Source organism: Pectobacterium sp. S5, assembly GCF_051707265.1.
In the GTDB taxonomy this organism is placed as follows: domain Bacteria; phylum Pseudomonadota; class Gammaproteobacteria; order Enterobacterales; family Enterobacteriaceae; genus Pectobacterium; species Pectobacterium polare.
In genome coordinates, this window is record NZ_JAULSZ010000001.1 from 1,468,760 (window position 1) to 1,487,693 (window position 18,934).

Genomic DNA, 18,934 nt, shown 5'->3' on the forward strand with positions numbered 1-18,934 from the left:
CATAAATCAGGAGCTAACCAAACAGGCTAAAGTTCAGTGAATCAACTAAACTTTAGTTCCACAACATTAATCTAATCCATAAGTTGGGGAAAAAAGCATGTTCCAGCAAGAAGTGACTATCACCGCACCGAATGGCCTGCACACTCGTCCTGCTGCTCAGTTCGTCAAAGAAGCCAAAGGCTTCACCTCTGAAATCACAGTGACGTCTAACGGCAAGAGCGCTAGCGCTAAGAGCCTGTTCAAATTACAAACACTCGGCTTAACACAAGGAACTGTGGTTACTATCGCTGCGGAAGGCGAAGACGAACAAAAAGCGGTTGAACACCTGGTCAAGCTGATGGCTGAGCTCGAGTAAACGACGAGTTTTTTAGTGAACACCAGAATCGAGTAAGGTAGGGTTATGATTTCAGGCATATTAGTATCACCGGGTATTGCTTTTGGTAAGGCACTGTTACTGAAAGAAGATGAAATTCTCATCAACCGGAAAAAAATCTCTGCGGATCAGGTGGAGCAGGAAATTGAACGTTTTCTGACTGGCCGTTCCAAAGCATCCGTACAGTTGGAAGCTATCAAGAAGAAAGCGGGCGAGACGCTGGGCGCAGAGAAAGAAGCCATCTTCGAAGGCCACATCATGTTGCTGGAAGATGAAGAGTTCGAGCAGGAAATCATAGCCCTGATTAAAGATGAGCATGCTTCCGCCGACGCTGCTGCATTTTCCGTCATCGAAAACCAGGCTAAAGCACTGGAAGAGCTTGATGATGAATATCTGAAAGAACGCGCCGCAGACATGCGTGATATCGGGAAACGTTTGCTACGCAACATTCTCAATATGACCATCGTCGATCTGGGCGATATTCAGGATGAAGCCATTCTGGTCGCCACGGACCTGACACCGTCAGAAACCGCGCAGTTGAATCTGGACAAAGTGCTGGGCTTCATCACCGACCTTGGTGGCCGCACGTCTCACACGTCCATTATGGCCCGTTCGCTGGAACTGCCTGCGATCGTCGGCACGACAAATGTGACCCAGCAGGTTAAAAACGGCGACTATCTGATTCTGGATGCCGTAAACAACCAGATCTATCAGAATCCGACCGCGGATAAAATTGAAGAATTAAAAGCCGTTCAGCAGCAATACCACGCTGAAAAGTATGAGCTGGCCAAGCTGAAAGATCTGCCGGCCATCACGCTGGACGGTCATCAGGTTGAAGTCTGTGCCAACATCGGTACCGTGCGTGATGTCGCCGGTGCAGAGCGTAACGGCGCAGAAGGTGTCGGCCTGTATCGTACCGAATTCCTGTTCATGGATCGTGACTCACTGCCTACCGAAGAAGAGCAGTTCCAGGCGTATAAGGCGGTTGCCGAAGCCGTTGGCGCTCAGGCCGTTATCGTCCGTACCATGGATATCGGTGGCGACAAAGATCTGCCATACATGAACCTGCCGAAGGAAGAGAACCCGTTCCTTGGCTGGCGTGCTATCCGTATCTGTCTGGATCGTAAAGAAATCCTGCATGCTCAGCTGCGTGCCATTCTGCGCGCATCAAAATTTGGCAAGCTGCGTATCATGTTCCCGATGATTATTTCCGTGGAAGAAGTGCGTGAGCTGAAAGCCGAACTGGAGATGCTGAAAGCACAGCTGAGAGAAGAAGGTAAAGCCTTCGACGAAAGCATTGAAGTCGGCGTGATGGTTGAAACACCTGCCGCCGCCGCCATCGCGTCACATTTAGCCAAAGAAGTCGACTTCTTTAGTATTGGGACAAATGACTTAACCCAGTATACTCTGGCAGTTGATCGCGGTAATGAGCTGATTTCTCATCTCTATAATCCGATGTCCCCCGCCGTCCTGACCCTGATTAAACAGGTTATTGACGCGTCTCATGCCGAAGGCAAATGGACAGGGATGTGTGGTGAGCTCGCCGGTGACGAACGTGCTACACTACTGTTATTGGGAATGGGTCTGGACGAATTCAGCATGAGTGCGATCTCTATCCCGAGCATCAAGAAAATCATCCGTAATGCGAATTACGAAGATGCGAAGGCGCTGGCGGAGCAAGCACTCGCTCAACCGACAGCACAAGAGTTAAGCAATCTGGTGAGCCGCTTTATTAAAGAAAAAACGCTCTGCTGATTCTGCTTTACCTAATAGGTTTCAAGGTGGCAATCAGCACCCCGACAGGCGATAGATTCGCAGTCGGGGTAGCGAAGAAAACCAATGCCACACCAACTTGAAAGATTAGGGTATACGCTGGCCCAATATTAATGCTTAGGAGAGAATCATGGGTTTGTTCGATAAATTGAAGTCTCTGGTTTCTGACGACAAAAAAGACACTGGCAGCATCGAAATCATTGCCCCGCTGTCCGGTGAAATCGTCAATATTGAAGACGTTCCTGATGTCGTATTTGCAGAGAAAATCGTCGGTGACGGTATTGCCATCAAGCCAACTGGCAACAAGATTGTCGCACCGGTAGACGGCACCATCGGTAAGATTTTTGAAACCAACCATGCGTTTTCCATCGAGTCTGACAGCGGCATTGAGCTGTTTGTGCACTTTGGTATTGATACCGTTGAATTGAAAGGCGAAGGCTTCAAGCGTATCGCCGAAGAAGGCCAGCGCGTGAAGAAAGGCGATCTCATTATCGAGTTTGACCTGGCTCTGCTGGAAGAAAAAGCGAAGTCTACTCTGACACCAGTGGTTATTTCCAACATGGATGAAATCAAGGAATTGACCAAACTGAGTGGTACGGTTGTTGTCGGTGAAACGCCGGTTATCCGTATCAAAAAGTAAGCCGCCTTCTACGGATGGTTTACTACGTTTGCACGAAACGGCACCCGGATGGTGCCGTTTTCGTTTCAGGCTTTCCAGCGCGGCACGCACAGGCGAATCACTAACCCGCACTGCTCACCATTATCCGCCTCAATATGCCCACCGTGCGCCAGCACGACTTTACGAGTAATCGCCAACCCCAGCCCATAGCCTTTGCCAGACAGCGGTGAATCAACACGAATGAAAGGATCGAAGATGCTAGAGAGCTTACTTTTCTCCACGCCGGGGCCCTGATCGGCGACCTGAATCGTCCACTCATGCTCATTGCCAATGAGCGACACGGAAACCTGCTGCGTGGGAGCAGAAAAACGTAGTGCGTTGCGCATCACATTATCGACCGCCCTGCGCATCAGCTCCGCGTTGCCTTTAATCGTGTAGTCTTCGTCTTCATCCGCCGCCAGCAAGATTTCAACATCGGTGACCTGCGCTTCATAGCGAGTATCGTTGACCACGGCCGTCACCAGCCCCAGCAAATCGAAATAGGCTTCCTCAATGCCGGAATGCTCCGTGCGCGATAGCGTCAACAGTTCGCCAATCATCTTATCCATCAGCAGCGCTTCACGCTCAATACGCTGCAAGGAACTCTCTATATTGTCGGGGTTCTGTCTTATCAACCCGATAGCGAGCTGCAAACGCGCCAGTGGCGAGCGCAGCTCATGCGAGACATCATGGAGCAGCTGTTCACGCGCGCTGGCCAGACTGTCCAGCCGTTCGACCATCGAATCGAAATCCCGCGCGACATCGCTGATTTCATCATGACGTTTATGCATCACTGGCAGCAGCCGCACGTTGAGATCGCCCTGCGCAACTTGATCAAACCCGGCGCGGATCTGACTTAGCGGACGTGCCAGACTCCATGCCAATACCGAGCTGAACAGCAGGCCCCCCAATCCCGCAATCACAGCAAACGGTGCAGGCACATTGAGAAACTCAATCGGGCGAGGAGGACGGAATTCGCTGCGTAGCAACTCGGCGTCATAACGAATCTGATACCATTTCCCGGCTGGGCCGCTGACCTGCTTGATAATATGCGTGGCACGCGACATGCTACGTTTATCCGGCGCAAAAGCCTCATCGAGCAACGCGTTCTGCGAGCCGGAAACCAATTCTTGATCGGACAGCGGCAGCGGCGATTCCGTGACGGAAATGTATTGCTGCTCTTGTTGCGGCAGCAGCGACATCACATCGTTCAGTTCGCCCAAACCGCCATGTTGCAGCGCCGCAGCCACCATCTCCGTTTGCATTGTCGCGATGCGCGACACTACGATTTCTTCCAGCGGCTTATGCCGCTCGCCGTAAAAAGAAAAAGCCAGCCACAGTAGCTGGGACATGACGAGGAACGTCAGCCAGAACCCGAGCAGTATCTTCCAGAAAAGTCGTCCACGAATCATCATCAGCGAATCCGGTATCCCACGCTGCGCACGGTTTCAATCGTCATCGTGTTGCCCGGCAAGGCACCGAGCTTCTGACGAATATTGCTGATGTGCACATCTACGCTGCGGTCATACGCTTCACGACGACGCCCCAGGCATTTTTCGGACAGCTCATCTTTTGACACCACCCGTTCAGGGGAACGTAACAGCAGTTCCAGCAAATTAAACTCAGACGCCGTCAGATCAAACGGCTTCCCACGCCATTCGCTGATGCGCGTTGCGGGGTTCAATACCAGATCGCCGCTGGCAGCCAGGCTCTCGTCGCGCTTTGTGCTCGGCTGCTCGTCATAGCGGCGTAGCACCGCCCGCAGTCTTGCCACCAGTTCACGCGGATAGCACGGTTTGGGCATATAATCATCTGCGCCCATTTCCAGACCGATGACCCTGTCGATGTTGTCACCTCTCGCTGTCAGCATAATGACGGGCAACTGCTGGGTTTTTCTGATCTGGCGCAGCACGTCAATCCCGCTCATGTCGGGCAGCATGACATCCAGAATCATCGCGGTGTAATCCCCTGATATCGCGCCATCGACGCCCTCTTTGCCCGTCAGCACCCGCGAGGTCGAAAACCCTTCCGCATTCAGGTACTCACAGAGCATATCGCCCAGCTCTACGTCGTCATCGACCAGTAAAATATTCATATCCTGTCCTCATTAATCGGGTATACCCTACGTATTCGAGCTGCGGGAAGGAAACGCACAGGCAGCCTAAAGTATGATGGGTATAGATGATGTATTCTCAGGCCTGGCGTGAATATTCGCAGCCAGATTTACTTAATCCTTACCATTTCTTTCAGCAAAGATTACCGCTACCGTTACGGACTCGGGGTAAATTACTCACCTGCGTTATTTATTCCCGTTGATAGCCTAAATAATTCGAGTTTCAGGCAGGCGGCAAGCGAGGGAATCCCGATGAGCTTACTCAGGTAAGTGATTCGGGTGACTAAGCGCAGCCAACGCACATGCAACTTGAAGTATGACGGATACAGATGCATTCATTAAGGACGACTCCCCCTGATGCAATCACGATTTTTTACACGACGCCGTACGACGATCGCGCTTGGCCTTATCGCCGCTGCTGTACTTCTTCATCTGTTTTTCAACAAGCCATCGCCTGCGCCCAATGCGCTTACCACCGCCGCCGAGATTGCGGATCTCGAACAGACGGTACTTGCTGACGGCAAAATTGAGGCACAGAAGCAGGTCAGCGTCGGTGCGCAGGCCTCGGGGCAAATCAAAGCGCTGCACGTCGAACTTGGCGATAAGGTGAAAAAGGGGCAATTGATCGCCGAGATTGATGACCTCACCCAGCAGGACACGCTAAAAAACGGTGAAGCCGCGTTAAAAAACATTCAGGCGCAGCGAGCGGCCAAACTGGCGGAATTGCGTAATAACGAATTAAGCTGGCAGCGTCAGCAAATGTTGATGAAACGTGGCGTTGGCGCACAGGCTGATTACGATAGTGCAAAAGCGACGCTAGATGCCACCAAAGCCAACATCGACGCGCTGGACGCCCAAATCATTCAGGCACAGATCACCGTCAACACCGCCAAGGTTAATCTGGGATACACCCAAATTCGTTCACCGATGGATGGCACCGTGGTCGCCATTCCGGTTGAAGCCGGGCAAACGGTCAACGCGATTCAGACGACGCCGACCATCGCCAAAGTCGCCAATCTGGACACCATGACCATCAAGGTGAAAATCTCAGAAGCCGACGTCGTTAAAGTGAAAACCGGCATGCCCGTGTGGTTCAGTATTCTCGGCGAACCGAATAACCGTTACGAAGCCACGCTGAGCTCGATTGAACCTGCGCCAGACTCCATCAACACAGACTCAACCACAACCTCATCCAGTTCGAGCAGCAGTTCCAGTTCATCATCCAGCACCGCGATCTATTACAACGGTCTGTTCGATGTGAAAAACCCTGACGGCGTATTGCGCATTTCCATGACGGCACAGGTGTATATTCTGCTGTCTTCAGTGAAAAACGCCATTGTCGTTCCAGCAACGGCGTTAACCTCGCGCGATGGCATGTGGTACGTGCAGGTCGTGAATGCGAACAAGAAGGTTGAATCGCGTCTGGTGACGCTTGGCCTTAACGATAACGTGCGCACCCAGATTCGTTCGGGGCTCAGCGTGGGGGAACAGGTCGTTGTCAGCCCATCATCCGGCGATGTCGCGTCTACGCATCCTGGCCCACCGATGGGGATGTAACGCATGTCCACATCCTTACTTAAGCTAACCGGTATTACCCGCCGCTTTTCCAACGGAGAACAGGACGTCACCGTCCTCAAGGACATCAACCTGACCATCAATCAGGGAGAAATGGTGGCGATTGTCGGGGCATCCGGATCGGGAAAATCCACGCTGATGAATATTCTCGGCTGTCTGGATAAACCGTCTGCCGGTGATTATCAGGTGGCAGGACGCGCCGTTGGCGAACTGGATAACGACCAGCTCGCGGAACTGCGCCGCGAGCATTTCGGCTTTATTTTCCAGCGCTATCACCTGCTCGGCGACCTGACAGCGCTGGGGAATGTTGAAGTTCCAGCCATTTATGCCGGAAAAAGTCGGCTGGCGCGCCGTCAACGGGCGGCAGAGCTGCTCACTCGGCTAGGACTGGAAAGCCGTCTCCACTATCGACCCAGCCAGCTTTCCGGTGGCCAGCAGCAGCGCGTGAGTATCGCGCGGGCGCTGATGAACGGCGGCGGCATTATTCTGGCGGATGAACCCACCGGTGCGCTCGACACCCACAGCGGCAACGAAGTTCTGAGCATACTTCGCGATCTGCACAGACAGGGCAATACCGTCGTGATCGTTACCCACGATATGACGATTGCCGAACACGCGCAGCGCATCATCGAACTGCGCGATGGCGAAGTGATTGCCGACCGACAAACGCGCCCCGAAGAAGCTGCCGTACCGTCACCAGAAGCTACCAGCTCTCCGGTGACGTCCGCCTTGAATCAGTTCAAAGATCGCTTTATTGACGCGTTTAAAATGGCGCTGCTGGCGATGAACGCCCAGCGAATGCGCACCTTTCTGACCATGCTCGGCATCATCATCGGCATTGCGTCTGTCGTCTCGGTCGTCGCGCTGGGAAAAGGCTCACAGGAACAGGTGCTGGCCGACATCAACTCGATGGGCACCAGCACGTTGGAAATCTTCCCCGGTAAAGGCTTCGGCGACATGGATGCCAGCGCCATCCAGACGTTACGCGCCAGCGATATTCAGCCGCTGACGCAGCAGCCTTACGTGCATAGCGTGACGCCGTCCGTCTCCACCAGCGTAACGATGCGCTACGGCAACATTGCCGTTTCCGCCAGCATTTCCGGGGTTGGCGAGCAGTTCTTCACCGTACGTGGCTATACCTTACAACGCGGCGTGCTTTTCCCTCGCAGCAGCGTCGATGAACTGAAACAGGACGCGGTGATTGATAAAAACACGCGCGATAAGCTCTTTCCCCACGGCGAAGATCCCATTGGACAAGTGATTTTGCTGGGCTCGCTGCCCGTACGGATTATCGGCGTCGTCAGCAAGAATCAGAGCGGCTTCGGCAGCGATGAAAACCTGAATGTCTGGGTGCCGTACACCACGGTGATGAAGCGCATGGTCGGGCAATCCTACCTGAAAAGCATCACGGTGCGGGTGAAAGACAATATTGATATGAACGTCGCCGAGAAAAACATCACCGCCCTGCTGACGCAGCGGCATGGTACGAAAGACTTCTTTATCATGAACACTGACAGCATCCGTCAGATGATCGAGAAAACCACCACCACGCTCACGCTGCTGGTGTCGATGATTGCCCTGATCTCACTACTAGTCGGCGGTATCGGCGTGATGAACATCATGCTGGTTTCCGTCACGGAGCGAACCCGAGAAATCGGCGTTCGTATGGCGGTTGGCGCACGCACCAGCGATATCATGCAGCAGTTTCTTATCGAAGCGGTGCTGGTTTGCCTGTTCGGCGGCATCATCGGCGTGGGGCTGTCGTTGGCTATCGGCGTGCTATTCGCCCAGTTCAGCAGCAATTTCGCGATGATCTATTCCAGTTCCTCGATTATTGCCGCGTTCCTGTGCTCCAGCCTAATCGGCATTATCTTCGGCTTCTTCCCCGCCCGTCGTGCCGCGCGGATGGAACCGATCCACGCGCTGGAGCGGGAATAGTCGTCAGTCAAATACCCCGGTGGACAGATACCGATCGCCGCGATCGCAGGCGATTGCCACAATCACGCTGCCGGGGTTTTCCGCTGCGATCCGCAGTGCACCCGCCACCGCGCCACCGGAACTGACGCCACAGAAGATACCTTCCTGACGCGCCAGTTGGCGTAACGTATTCTCAGCGTCCACCTGCGTCATATCCAGAATACGATCGACCAGATCGGCGCGGAAAATGCCCGGCATATAGTCCGGCGTCCAGCGGCGAATTCCGGGAATGTGGCTCCCTTCCGCAGGCTGTAATCCCACCGTGCAAATCGCTGAGTTCTGCTGTTTCAGATAGCGGCTGACGCCAGAAATCGTGCCGGTTGTCCCCATGCTGGAGATAAAGTGAGTCACCTTACCCGCCGTCTGCTGCCAGATCTCCGGGCCAGTCGTAAGAAAGTGCGCCAGTGAATTGTCCGGGTTATTGAACTGATCGAGCGTTTTCCCTTCTCCCGCCAGCACCATCTGTTTTGCGCGATCCCGCGCCCCTTCCATTCCCAGCTTGCGACTAACCAACACCAGCTCTGCGCCATACGCGCGCATCGCGGTCTGGCGTTCATAGCTCATGTTGTCCGGCATCAACAGGCGCAGCCGATAGCCTTTCACCGCTGCAATCATCGCCAACGCAATGCCGGTGTTCCCGCTGGTCGCCTCAATGAGCCGGTCACCGGGGGCGATGTCACCACGATTCTCAGCCTGCTGGATCATAGAGAGCGCAGCCCGATCTTTGACCGATCCGGCGGGGTTATTTCCTTCCAGCTTCAGCCAGATTTCACTGTTTAACCCCTGTGTGATGCGCTGCAATTTCACCAGCGGGGTATTGCCAATACAATGCTCAAGCGTTGTCACAAGTTGAGTCCTAAAAAACCTCACGCATGCGGCGCGAGTGATAGAAAAGATAGAAGATAAAAGTCAGTGTTTATTCATTTGACGCTTCACACGCCACTGCAAGGCGCTTTTGATGAACAGCGTCAGTATCGCCATCACGGTTAACAGCGCCGCCGCGGTAAACGCCCCCACGCTGTTATAATCCTGATGCAGCAATTCAACCTGTAGCGGCAGCGTGTAAGTTTCACCACGAATCGAGCCCGACACCACAGACACTGCGCCAAACTCGCCAATCGCTCGGGCATTGGTCAGCACCACGCCATACAGCAGCGCCCAGCGAATATTCGGGAGCGTCACCCGATAGAACACCTGCCAGCCTGACGCACCGAGCAGCACCGCCGCTTCTTCTTCCTGACTGCCCTGACTCATCATCACCGGAACCAGCTCCCTGACCATAAACGGGCAGGTCACGAATATCGTTACCAGCACAATGCCCGGCCAGGCAAACATCAGCTGTATCCCCTGCTCATCCAGCCAGCCGCCAACCGGGCCGTTGGTGCTGTAAAAGAGCAGATACAGCAAACCCGCGACCACCGGAGAAACAGCAAAAGGAATGTCGATCAGCGTGAGAAGCAGTTGCCGCCCCGGAAACTGAAAGCGTGTGACCAGCCACGCCAGCAGCGTGCCAAACACCAGATTCACCGGTACGACGATCGCAACCACCAGCAGCGTGAGGCCAATGGCATGCAGCATGTCAGGATCGCTCAGATTACGCCAGACGCCTCCCAACCCGTGCGACAGCGCAGCGGCAAAAATTGACACTAAGGGGATGACCAGCATGATGAGCGACAATATCACGCCCAGCGCAATCAACGCCGCTCTCGCCCAGTTACGTTCCTGCCGAACCGGATGAGATTGACGCCGTGGCGTCACAGTCGGTATCTCAGCCATTACACGCTCCGGGTCCGTTGACCAAAACGGCTTTGCAGCACGTTGACAGCAAACAGTATCAATAAAGATGCGGCTAATACGACGGAGGCAATCGCGCTGGCGGCAGGGAAATCAAACTCCTGCAAACGGATAAAAATCATCAGCGAAACGACTTCCGTCTGCCAGGCAATGTTCCCCGCAATAAAGATAACCGCGCCAAACTCGCCTAGACTGCGGGCAAACGACAGCGCGGTGCCCGTTAAGAGCGCCGGGGTTAACTCCGGTAAGATGACGTAGCGAAAACACTGCCAGCGATTCGCCCCCAGCGTTTGCGCCGCCTCTTCGTATTCCGGCCCCAGATCTTCCAACACGGGTTGAACGGTGCGCACCACAAAAGGAATGCTGGTGAACGCCATCGCAACCGTAATCCCCAGCCAGGTATAGGACACCTTGATGCCATACTCTGCCAGCCATGCGCCGTACCAGCCAGTCGTTGAAAACAGCGCGGCCAGCGTCAGCCCCGCCACGGCGGTGGGAAGCGCAAAGGGTAAGTCCATCAGCCCATCCAGCAGGGCTCGCCCGGGGAAGCGATAACGCGTCAAAATCCACGCCATTAACAGGCCGAATCCCGCATTAAATACCGTCGCCAGCCCCGCAGCCAACAGCGTTACTTTGTAGGCGGCCACCACCTGCGGATTAGAAATCACCGTCCAGTACTGCGCCAGACTCATTTCTGAGAGCTGCATGACCAGCGCACTTAAGGGCAGCAACAGAATCAGGCAGACGAACAGCAGGCTGCTGCCCAGACTCAGCGCGAATCCCGGCAGTACCCGTTTACCTGAACCAGAAAAGAAATTACCCGACCCCAAAGACATTACTGACGACCAGCCGCCAGCAATTTATCCAGTTCACCACCGGTGTCAAAGTGAGTTTTCATCACCTGTGGCCACGCCCCAAACTGATCTTCCACCCGGAATAAGGTGGTTTCTGGGAAGCGGGATTTCAGCGTTTGCGTCAATTCCGGGTTATTCACACGGTAGTAAAAATCGGTGATGACCTTCTGTGCTTCTGGGCTATAGAGATAATTCAGATAGGCTTTTGCCGCCTGCTCGGTGCCGTTCTTCTCAACATTCTTATCGATCCACGCCACAGGGAATTCCGCCAGTACGTTGACCTTCGGGACGATCACCTCGTAGTTCTCAGCACCATACTGATTGCGGATGTTATTCACCTCGGATTCAAAACTGATCAGCACATCGCCCAACTGGCGTTCCACAAACGTGGTGGTTGCGCCACGACCGCCGGTATCAAAGACTTCGACGTTCGCCAGAAAACGCGTAATCCACGCGCGCGTTTTGGCCTCGTCGCCACCGTTGGCTTTGCTGGTCGCGCCCCAGGCGGCAAGGTAGGTGTAACGAGCATTGCCGGAAGTTTTCGGATTCGGGAAAATCAGCTTAACGTCATCACGCACCAGATCGTTCCAGTCGTGGATTCCTTTAGGATTGCCTTTGCGAACCAAGAAAGCCATGGTGGAGTAAAACGGAGAGCTGTTATTCGGTAAACGCGCCTGCCAATCAGCCGGAATCAGCTGACCACGATCGTGCAGGATCTGAACGTCCGTCACCTGATTATAGGTCACGACATCGGCCTTCAGGCCTTGCAGAATAGCCAACGCCTGCTTAGACGAACCGGCATGCGATTGTTTGATCGTCAACGGATCGTTAGGGTGCTGTGACAGCCACTGCTTTTCAAAGCCGGGATTGAGCGCAACAAAGAGCTCACGCGACACATCATAAGAACTGTTCAGCAGCTCGGTAGCAGAGACAGCGCTCTGCCCGCCCAGCAGCAATGACAGCGCCAGAGAACCTTTCACCAGCCAGCCTTTCACCTGTACTTGATTCATCTTATGTCCTGCCAGAGTTAGAGCCTATTCGGTAGGCCTTGTTATAGGAGCCGTTTCATAGCCGTTTTTTGCATAGCACACGCTTGTCAGCGCAAATCAGTGTAGGGGGAAGTGGTGATTAACATATAACCTTTATATATAACATTTCGGGCTTTTTAAGCGCTAAAGGACATAACCCCGAAACGGGCGAGGCGAGAAGAAAAAGCATGCTGAAAAAGCAAAGGCGCGGCCAGATAGCCCAAGGCAGAGAGGTGGAAACATTGAAAGCGGAGAGAATGGATGCCTGCACAGGCGCAGGCATCAGGAAAATGCGTCAGATCTTACAGCGACAAAAGCTGATCCAGAGAAGGCGCGAAGAAGTAGCTGCCGCTGACAGCACGCGTAAAGCGCAGCATGTCGTCACGTTTACCGTCACGATCGCCGAACATGCTCAGCAACTGCTGCTCAATGTTATGCAGACGTGCGCAGTAGGCGACAAAGTAGAGGCCGTTTTTCCCGCTCGCGGTGCCATAAGGCAGGCTCTGGCGCAGAATTTTCAGCCCCTTGCCGTCCTCCTTTAAATCCACACGGCTCAGGTGTGAGGTCTCTGGGCGTTCATCGGAAGACAGCTCTTCGTTGTCCTGCTTGGTACGCCCGATCATCTGCTCCTGCTGTTCCACGCTAAAACGTTGCAGTTGCTTCAGATTGTGTTCCCAACGCTGGGTAAACACGTAGCTACCGCCCGCATCTGGCTGGCCTTCAGGGATAATCGCCACGGCGTGACGGGCATCGCCCTGCGGGTTTTCCGTGCCGTCGACAAAGCCGCTTAAATCGCGATCTTCCACCCAACGGAAACCGTGCGTTTCTTCTTCGATACGAATCGCGCTACCAAACGCCGCCAGCGCCGCCTGTGCCAGCGTAAAATTGACATCATGGCGCAGCGATTGAATATGGATCAACACATCACGCTGCGTAGCAGGGGCAAGCCCTTTACCCAGCGGCGTGAACGGCTTCAGCTCCGCCGCACTATGGTTACAATCCAGATCGCGCCAGACATCGCTGCCAAACGCCAGCACCGCGCCCAATCCCGCATCGGGATACTGCTGCTGTAACTCTTGTAACGTCTGACAGAATTTTTTGCATCCCTGCCGGATAGCATCAAACTCTCCCTGAATCATCGCTTCCATAAAAATGGCAAAACGGCGGTGTTCCAATAAAATACCGCTTTGAATTGGTGTCATTTCTGCTTCCTCAAGCGTCAGTTTTTCTTTGTTGTTATGGCTTTTACTACTGTAGTTATGGCTTATTACTGCGGTCATAAGAGATTGTGGCTGCCACAGCACATTCCAGGCATGTGCCGCTATCATACCGGAAGCCGCCTGGCTTTTACCTTGCGTAAAGACAAATTAGTCCTTTACGAGACACTCCTTTATAACGCGGATGTGTTACGCCCCTGCGCATGCCACACAATTTTGCTCACTTTCCAGGTTTTCAGGATATCGTCGGGCGGCATCAAGCCTTCTGGGCCGCTCCACTCGCCGGAATAGACGTAGCTGATATGCGTACTCTGCGGTGCGGCACATTCCACGCTCTGCGCATCATCACCTTGTCCCAACTGGCAGGATTCAAACGCTTTGCTGTAGGTATTGCTAAAAACATAACCAATTTTCACGCCGCCTGCGCTGCCAATCGCCGGATCCATAACCTCAACTTTGCGCACGCTGCCCTTCGGCTGGCCGCTGATGATCATCTTCACGTCTTTGCCATCCAGCGCCTGATAAAACGCGACCAGTTGACCGTTGGACGTACCCATTCCGCTACGCAGTTGATAACTGCCATCCAGCGCGCTCTGTAGCGCCCCTTCGGACAATGGCGTACCGGCATTGATGCCACCGACACCCGCATCGGTCACCTCCAGCGAGCTGCCGAACCAGTTAAACGGCGACAGGCTGGACCAGGAGAAATTGGAAAGCGTACTGCATCCGGTCAGCAACAGCGGTAAACCCAGCACCAGCGATAAACCCAGCGGGCGAAAATTCATGGCATGTACTCCTCAAGATTGAACGGCTTTCGTCATCAGCCACCCTAGTAAGATGGGAATTGGAGTCTGCGAGCGACGAAAAGTGCCGTAAAGACGGGATAATCCTGCGGAAGATTATAGGGGGCATATGGGAAGAAACCTACCAGAACGACAGACAAAGGCCGCAGAGTGCGGGGGTAACGGATAGATCGTAAAGTCGCTGTAAACACGTCCATGTGCGCTCGGCTTGCGCCATCCATGGCGCAAACGCTTTACTCTTCTATTCCGTTACTCCCGTTTTCATTCGTCGAATAGGTTTATCAACAGTCTGAGGCCTCACGACACTCGGAAGGCCTGCGTGCAACATCAACTGCGCTGTGAGGCAAAATCCGTTAAGTCATAACGGTGCGTGAACAGATCGTCCAGCTCCGTCTGGTGCGTAATCGCCACCACAGTACACGCTGGCAATGCCAGCTTGACCAGTGCCAGAAGCTGTCTGGCAGCGTCATGATCCAGATTACTCGTCGCTTCATCCAGATAGAGCGTATCGGGTTTAGCAATCAGCGCACGGGCAAAGGCAACACGCTGCCGCTCCCCACCGGAGAATACGCGATCCCAGTTTAGCTGCTCATCCAGACGATCGCGCCATGCGCCCAGCCCGACGCTATCGAGCGTCTGACGCAGCATGTCGCTATCGGCTAGCGGCGGATATGGATAGCAGAGGATCTCTGCCAGCGTACCCTGCCCCAAATAGCTTTGCTGCGGTAACAGCAGGCTGCGGCCTTCAAGCGACTGCCAGCGGCCATCGTAATACGGCCATAAACCATTTAGCGTACGCAGCAGCGTGGATTTCCCCAACCCGCTGCGGCCAGAAAACTTACTCCAGCTACCCGCTTCACAGCTCAGATCCACCTTTTGCAACAGCGGGGCGCCCTGCGGCGTGGTGAAAGAAAGCTGATCAATACGTAAATCTTGCCCTACCGTCACATCGGCCTGTTCAGACTGATGACGTTTGATTTCTTCCTTAAACTGGCTCAAACGCGCCATACTGGCGGACAGAATCACAAACTCCTTGTACTTATGGATAAACCAGCTCAGCGCACCGTGCACTTGCGCAAACGCCCCACGAATCTGCATCAATCCACCCAGCGTCACCGTCTTGCTCAGGAAGGCAGGCAAAGCAGCAAAGACCGGCACAATCTGGCTCACACGCATATAGCCCGTGGTGAAAAAGCCCAGATTACGCTCAGCATTCATAAAACGTCCCCAGTTCGACACGATGGCAGAGAAATGACGCTGAAGGTGGTTTTTCTCCTGCGCTTCGCCGCCATATAGCGCAATTTGCTCGGCGTTATCATGCTTACGCAGCAACGCAGCACGGAAATCGGCCTCCGCCTTTTGCTTTTCATAATTAATATTATGTAAGCGCTTCCCGACCACATGCGTGATCAGGCTGCCGATCAGCGTATACAGAACAGCAATCCAGACCAGATAGCCTTTGATTACCCACTCTTCACCGAATAGGGTAAAGCGTTGAACGCCCGACAATCCCCACAGGATAACGACGAAAGAAAACAAGCGTGCCGTGACGATCAAAAACTCCACCACCAAGCTAACGGCTTTGTCGACGAACAGGTTGATATCTTCGGCAATACGCTGATCGGGGTTATCAACCTTGCCCGCCACCGACATGCGATAAAATGCCCGCTTCGCCAGCCAGCTATCCACCATCTCTGCGGTTAACGCACTGCGCCAGCGGATAATTAGCAGTTTGGTAAACCATTCCTGATACACGATCGACCCAATATAGAGCAGGATGTAAATACCGTATTCTTTCATCAGAGAAAGCAACAAATTGCTGTCGAATGCACCTAACGCATCATAAAACGTCTTACTCCACTCGTTTAATAACACGTTGAGATAGACAATCATCCCGCCCATCCCGATGGCGATAAACAAAAGTAACCAAGCCTGCCAGCTCCGCTTACCGCCCCAAAAGGGACGGCAGAGATCGACAAACTGTGCCGCCATCTTTTTCACTCTTTCACCTCTTGCGGCAAGGTGATGTAAAGCACGCGGTTATCCGGGTTATACAGCTTCGCCGACATCGCCCGTACCTCTTCCAGCGTGATGCTGTCAGCCAGTTTGGATACGCTGCTCAGATAACGTGGATCGTTATAGTGGCGGTAGCTCAGGAGCAGACGGCGCTCTATCGTCATGAGATCGCCCTGACGCCCTTTTTCTGCACGGATGAACTGTGCTTTCTGCTCATCGACATCCTGCTGGGTGATCTTCGTCGGCAGTTCAGCAAAGGCTTTCTCAGCCAGCGTCCACAATTCCTGCGCACGTTCAGGCGCGCTGGAGAAGCTCACTTCCGTTTCAATACGCTGTCTTTTATCTTCCAGTTCGCTATCGAGACGCATGCGGTAAATACCTAACGCATCATCACGCAGGCTGGTTTTGAGATACTTATTCGCCAGATTACGGGCAACGCTCACCTGTACGGCAGCCTGTGGCGTCCATGCATGCGGCGTAAAGCTCCAGGTGCGGATATCGGCACGCGGTTCGATGCTGATGGCCGATGTCGCTTCACGTTTACCTGGCAGAGCCAGATGTGATTTCACTTCACTAGCAGACTGACGCGGGATCGTCGCTAAATAGCGTTCAACCTGCGGCAAAATCTGTGCGGCTGGCATATCTGCCACCAGATAGTAGGTGACCGGAGCAAACACCGCTTTATGCCACTGTGAAAGCAGCGCCGGCGCTGAAATTTGCTTCAGCTCTGCAATTTCAGGCTGCTGCCAGGCTGGCTCACCAAAACGCAGTTTGGCAATGTCACTAGCCCGTGTTCCTGAAACCGATTGATCGTCATTGGCTTTTTGACGCGCCAGACCCATCATGCTCTCTTTCATCACATCAGGATCGATACCCGGCGCCACATTCAGCTCACGGTATAACGCTAACAGGTTTGCTAACTCCCCCGTTGGCGCACTCCCGCTTACCGTCAGTTGATCCGCTTCCTGCTTGATGCCCAGCGACAGCGTTTTTTCCTTTTTCCAGTTACTGAGCGCTTCACCGCTCCATGTTGCCGGTCCGCTTTGGTTTACTAATTGGCTTGCCAGCTGTACCTGCCACGGATTGGTCGATGTCGACAAATAGCCCGCGTCGCTCACTGCCGTCAGGTAGACTTTTTTACCCGCTTCTGGCGCACGCAGCCAGACCACGCGGTCACCATTGCTCAACTGCCACTGTTCTACCTTCTGCGCGGCAAAGGTCTTCACCGCCGTGCGTTTCCCCGTTTGCGTTACCGCAGGCAATTCAGGGATGACTTTCTCTTTTTCTACCTGTAACGGTGCCAGTGTTGCTGCTGCCCACTGTGCCTGTAACTTACGAATCGCATCCGACGTCGGCAACGTGAAAGGCGTCGCACCCGGCACGCTAAACTGTGCCAACGTATCTGGTGAGGCTAACCAGCGTTGCCATTGGCGGTTCACGTCTTCTGCCGTGATCGTGTTCACGATGTCCAGTGCGTCTTTACCGCGCTGCTGGCTACCAACATAAGGGCGATCCTGCTGCCATGAGATGGTCAACAGTTGAACCCAATCTGAAAACTCACGTTTTTCAGGCGCATCGCTCATACGCTGTGCCGCTTCACGAATGTTGGATTTGATATCCGTGATGTCCTGCTCGTTTAACGGATAGCGTTTAAACCGCTCAATTTCTTTCAGCACGGCGGACATCGCAGCGTCATGACCACCCGGCATCACATTCGCGAAGAAGCCCAGCGCGGCGGTCGTTTTACCGATATTCGATTTACGCACCACCAGACTACTGGCGTCTTGCGGCAGCTCCGCTTGCTGACGACGAACCTGACGCCCTACCGCAGACATCGTGATTTGCGTCAGCACACGGTGATAGTAGTCAGACTGACCGAATGTGTCCTTGTCATTGAAACGGTAGACAAATGACACCTGGCTGCTACCACTTTGGCTATCCTGCAAACGGGCAACGTTGAGTCTCGGTTTCAGTAATGGCTCGTAGTAATCACGGGCTGGCACAGCGACATTTGGCAGCGGTGCAAAATAGCGTTGAATTTCGCGTTCTGCATCCGCAGGCGTGATATCACCAATGATCATCAAACGCATATTCGACGGGTGATACCAACGTTGATAGAAATCTTGCAGTACGCTGGCTGGCGTGTCGTTAATCGACGCTTCCGTACCAATCGTCGGGCGGGAAGGATAACGAGAGTCATGGCGAATCGCCTGTACGCGCTGCTGGTTCATGCGTTCCGCTACGCCCAGCTTGCCACGCCACTCTTCCAGAATAATTTTGCGCTCATCATCGAGATCGCTTTGCAGCAGTTTCGCATGGCTCGTCATCTGGCTCAGCGCCTGCAACGTCGTGCCCAGATCGCGATTCCCTTTCGGCGGGCTCATCATGTACATGGTGCGCTCGTAGTTGGTCACGGCGTTATAGCTCTGACCGCGTACCCACCCTTGCTTGTGCAATTCGGTACTTACGCCTTGAGGAAACGCCTCGCTGGCGCGGAACACCATATGTTCCACGATATGCGCCACTCCAGATTCGTTGTCCTTCTCATCAATCGAACCGACATCAACAATCAGGCGAACATCTATCCGCGACTTTTGCCCTTCCAGCGGCACGAGGGTATAGCGAAGTCCATTCGCCAATGTCCCTTCTTTAATGACCGGCAATGGGCTTTTCACTTCTTCAGCCTGGCTCACAACACTTCCAGCTAACAGGCAAATAGCACCCGCCAGCCAGTACATGATTTTATTTTTCAT

At 53.8% G+C, this 18,934-nt stretch carries 15 protein-coding genes; 5 read left to right on the top strand and 10 right to left on the bottom strand.

The features are described 5' to 3' along the window. The first annotated feature begins 97 nt into the window (after positions 1 to 97). The 3 genes from ptsH to crr all read left to right on the top strand — a co-directional run bounded on the left by ptsH (position 98) and on the right by crr (position 2,786). Positions 98 to 355 (top strand): phosphocarrier protein Hpr, encoded by a 258-nt coding sequence (gene ptsH, locus QWJ20_RS06590; protein ID WP_005971891.1) that lies wholly within the window; start codon positions 98 to 100, stop codon positions 353 to 355. Positions 356 to 400: 45 nt separating this feature from the next. Further along, positions 401 to 2,128 (top strand): phosphoenolpyruvate-protein phosphotransferase PtsI, encoded by a 1,728-nt coding sequence (gene ptsI, locus QWJ20_RS06595; RefSeq protein WP_039513182.1) that lies wholly within the window; start codon positions 401 to 403, stop codon positions 2,126 to 2,128. A gap of 148 nt (positions 2,129 to 2,276) precedes the next feature. Continuing rightward, positions 2,277 to 2,786, top strand: a complete 510-nt coding sequence (gene crr / locus QWJ20_RS06600; RefSeq protein ID WP_010301392.1) for a PTS glucose transporter subunit IIA — start codon at positions 2,277 to 2,279, stop codon at positions 2,784 to 2,786. 65 nt (positions 2,787 to 2,851) lie between these two features. Here the strand turns inward: crr and QWJ20_RS06605 are convergent, their stop codons facing one another. Together QWJ20_RS06605 and QWJ20_RS06610 are read right to left on the bottom strand one after the other, a co-directional pair. Further along, positions 2,852 to 4,219 carry an ATP-binding protein gene (locus QWJ20_RS06605; protein WP_433992129.1) on the bottom strand — a complete coding sequence of 456 codons (1,368 nt, stop codon included), beginning with the start codon at positions 4,217 to 4,219 and terminating at the stop codon, positions 2,852 to 2,854. Continuing rightward, positions 4,219 to 4,899 (bottom strand): response regulator transcription factor, encoded by a 681-nt coding sequence (locus tag QWJ20_RS06610; protein ID WP_095701712.1) that lies wholly within the window; start codon positions 4,897 to 4,899, stop codon positions 4,219 to 4,221. The genes QWJ20_RS06605 and QWJ20_RS06610 overlap by 1 nt, the downstream gene beginning before the upstream one ends. Positions 4,900 to 5,274: 375 nt before the next feature. Here QWJ20_RS06610 and QWJ20_RS06615 point away from each other — a divergent pair, with 375 nt between their 5' ends. Further along, the gene (locus QWJ20_RS06615; protein ID WP_039485001.1) at positions 5,275 to 6,474 is read left to right on the top strand and encodes an efflux RND transporter periplasmic adaptor subunit; all 1,200 of its coding nucleotides are present in this window, start codon (positions 5,275 to 5,277) and stop codon (positions 6,472 to 6,474) included. Positions 6,475 to 6,477: 3 nt separating this feature from the next. After that, a complete protein-coding gene (locus tag QWJ20_RS06620) occupies positions 6,478 to 8,430 on the top strand; it encodes a MacB family efflux pump subunit (protein WP_433992130.1) in 1,953 nt (650 codons plus the stop codon). A 3-nt stretch (positions 8,431 to 8,433) separates the two neighbouring features. On the opposite strand, the gene cysM is transcribed toward QWJ20_RS06620, so the two are convergent. From cysM to QWJ20_RS06660, 8 genes are all read right to left on the bottom strand, one after another. After that, positions 8,434 to 9,315 carry a cysteine synthase CysM gene (gene cysM / locus QWJ20_RS06625; RefSeq protein WP_127157539.1) on the bottom strand — a complete coding sequence of 294 codons (882 nt, stop codon included), beginning with the start codon at positions 9,313 to 9,315 and terminating at the stop codon, positions 8,434 to 8,436. A 63-nt stretch (positions 9,316 to 9,378) separates the two neighbouring features. Further along, positions 9,379 to 10,245, bottom strand: coding sequence for a sulfate/thiosulfate ABC transporter permease CysW (gene cysW / locus QWJ20_RS06630; protein ID WP_433992131.1), 867 nt, complete (start codon positions 10,243 to 10,245; stop codon positions 9,379 to 9,381). After that, complete coding sequence (gene cysT / locus QWJ20_RS06635) at positions 10,245 to 11,099, bottom strand: sulfate/thiosulfate ABC transporter permease CysT (RefSeq protein ID WP_433992132.1); 855 nt, start codon at positions 11,097 to 11,099, stop codon at positions 10,245 to 10,247. Before cysT ends, cysW begins: the two co-directional genes overlap by 1 nt. Next, positions 11,099 to 12,127, bottom strand: coding sequence for a sulfate ABC transporter substrate-binding protein (locus tag QWJ20_RS06640; RefSeq protein WP_095701706.1), 1,029 nt, complete (start codon positions 12,125 to 12,127; stop codon positions 11,099 to 11,101). The genes cysT and QWJ20_RS06640 overlap by 1 nt, the downstream gene beginning before the upstream one ends. A 320-nt stretch (positions 12,128 to 12,447) precedes the next feature. Continuing rightward, positions 12,448 to 13,347, bottom strand: coding sequence for a Dyp-type peroxidase (locus tag QWJ20_RS06645; RefSeq protein ID WP_205556551.1), 900 nt, complete (start codon positions 13,345 to 13,347; stop codon positions 12,448 to 12,450). A gap of 188 nt (positions 13,348 to 13,535) precedes the next feature. Then, the gene (locus tag QWJ20_RS06650; protein ID WP_433992133.1) at positions 13,536 to 14,147 is read right to left on the bottom strand and encodes an RpoE-regulated lipoprotein; all 612 of its coding nucleotides are present in this window, start codon (positions 14,145 to 14,147) and stop codon (positions 13,536 to 13,538) included. Between the two features lie 345 nt (positions 14,148 to 14,492). Next, entirely contained in the window at positions 14,493 to 16,166 is a 1,674-nt protein-coding gene (locus QWJ20_RS06655) for an ABC transporter ATP-binding protein/permease (RefSeq protein ID WP_120358290.1), read from the bottom strand. Continuing rightward, on the bottom strand, positions 16,163 to 18,934 hold the full coding sequence (locus QWJ20_RS06660; RefSeq protein WP_433992134.1) for a M16 family metallopeptidase: 2,772 nt from the start codon (positions 18,932 to 18,934) through the stop codon (positions 16,163 to 16,165). The genes QWJ20_RS06655 and QWJ20_RS06660 overlap by 4 nt, the downstream gene beginning before the upstream one ends.

Bases quoted from the DNA above. Each gene is read 5' to 3' on its own strand.
- QWJ20_RS06650 (WP_433992133.1), bottom strand. From the start codon at position 14,147: ATGAATTTTCGCCCGCTGGGTTTATCGCTGGTGCTGGGTTTACCGCTG.
- QWJ20_RS06645 (WP_205556551.1), bottom strand. From the start codon at position 13,347: ATGACACCAATTCAAAGCGGTATTTTATTGGAACACCGCCGTTTTGCC.
- ptsH (WP_005971891.1), top strand. From the start codon at position 98: ATGTTCCAGCAAGAAGTGACTATCACCGCACCGAATGGCCTGCACACT.
- QWJ20_RS06660 (WP_433992134.1), bottom strand. From the start codon at position 18,934: ATGAAAAATAAAATCATGTACTGGCTGGCGGGTGCTATTTGCCTGTTA.
- ptsI (WP_039513182.1), top strand. From the start codon at position 401: ATGATTTCAGGCATATTAGTATCACCGGGTATTGCTTTTGGTAAGGCA.
- QWJ20_RS06615 (WP_039485001.1), top strand. From the start codon at position 5,275: ATGCAATCACGATTTTTTACACGACGCCGTACGACGATCGCGCTTGGC.
- QWJ20_RS06610 (WP_095701712.1), bottom strand. From the start codon at position 4,899: ATGAATATTTTACTGGTCGATGACGACGTAGAGCTGGGCGATATGCTC.
- QWJ20_RS06605 (WP_433992129.1), bottom strand. From the start codon at position 4,219: ATGATGATTCGTGGACGACTTTTCTGGAAGATACTGCTCGGGTTCTGG.
- cysW (WP_433992131.1), bottom strand. From the start codon at position 10,245: ATGGCTGAGATACCGACTGTGACGCCACGGCGTCAATCTCATCCGGTT.
- cysT (WP_433992132.1), bottom strand. From the start codon at position 11,099: ATGTCTTTGGGGTCGGGTAATTTCTTTTCTGGTTCAGGTAAACGGGTA.
- QWJ20_RS06640 (WP_095701706.1), bottom strand. From the start codon at position 12,127: ATGAATCAAGTACAGGTGAAAGGCTGGCTGGTGAAAGGTTCTCTGGCG.
- QWJ20_RS06620 (WP_433992130.1), top strand. From the start codon at position 6,478: ATGTCCACATCCTTACTTAAGCTAACCGGTATTACCCGCCGCTTTTCC.
- crr (WP_010301392.1), top strand. From the start codon at position 2,277: ATGGGTTTGTTCGATAAATTGAAGTCTCTGGTTTCTGACGACAAAAAA.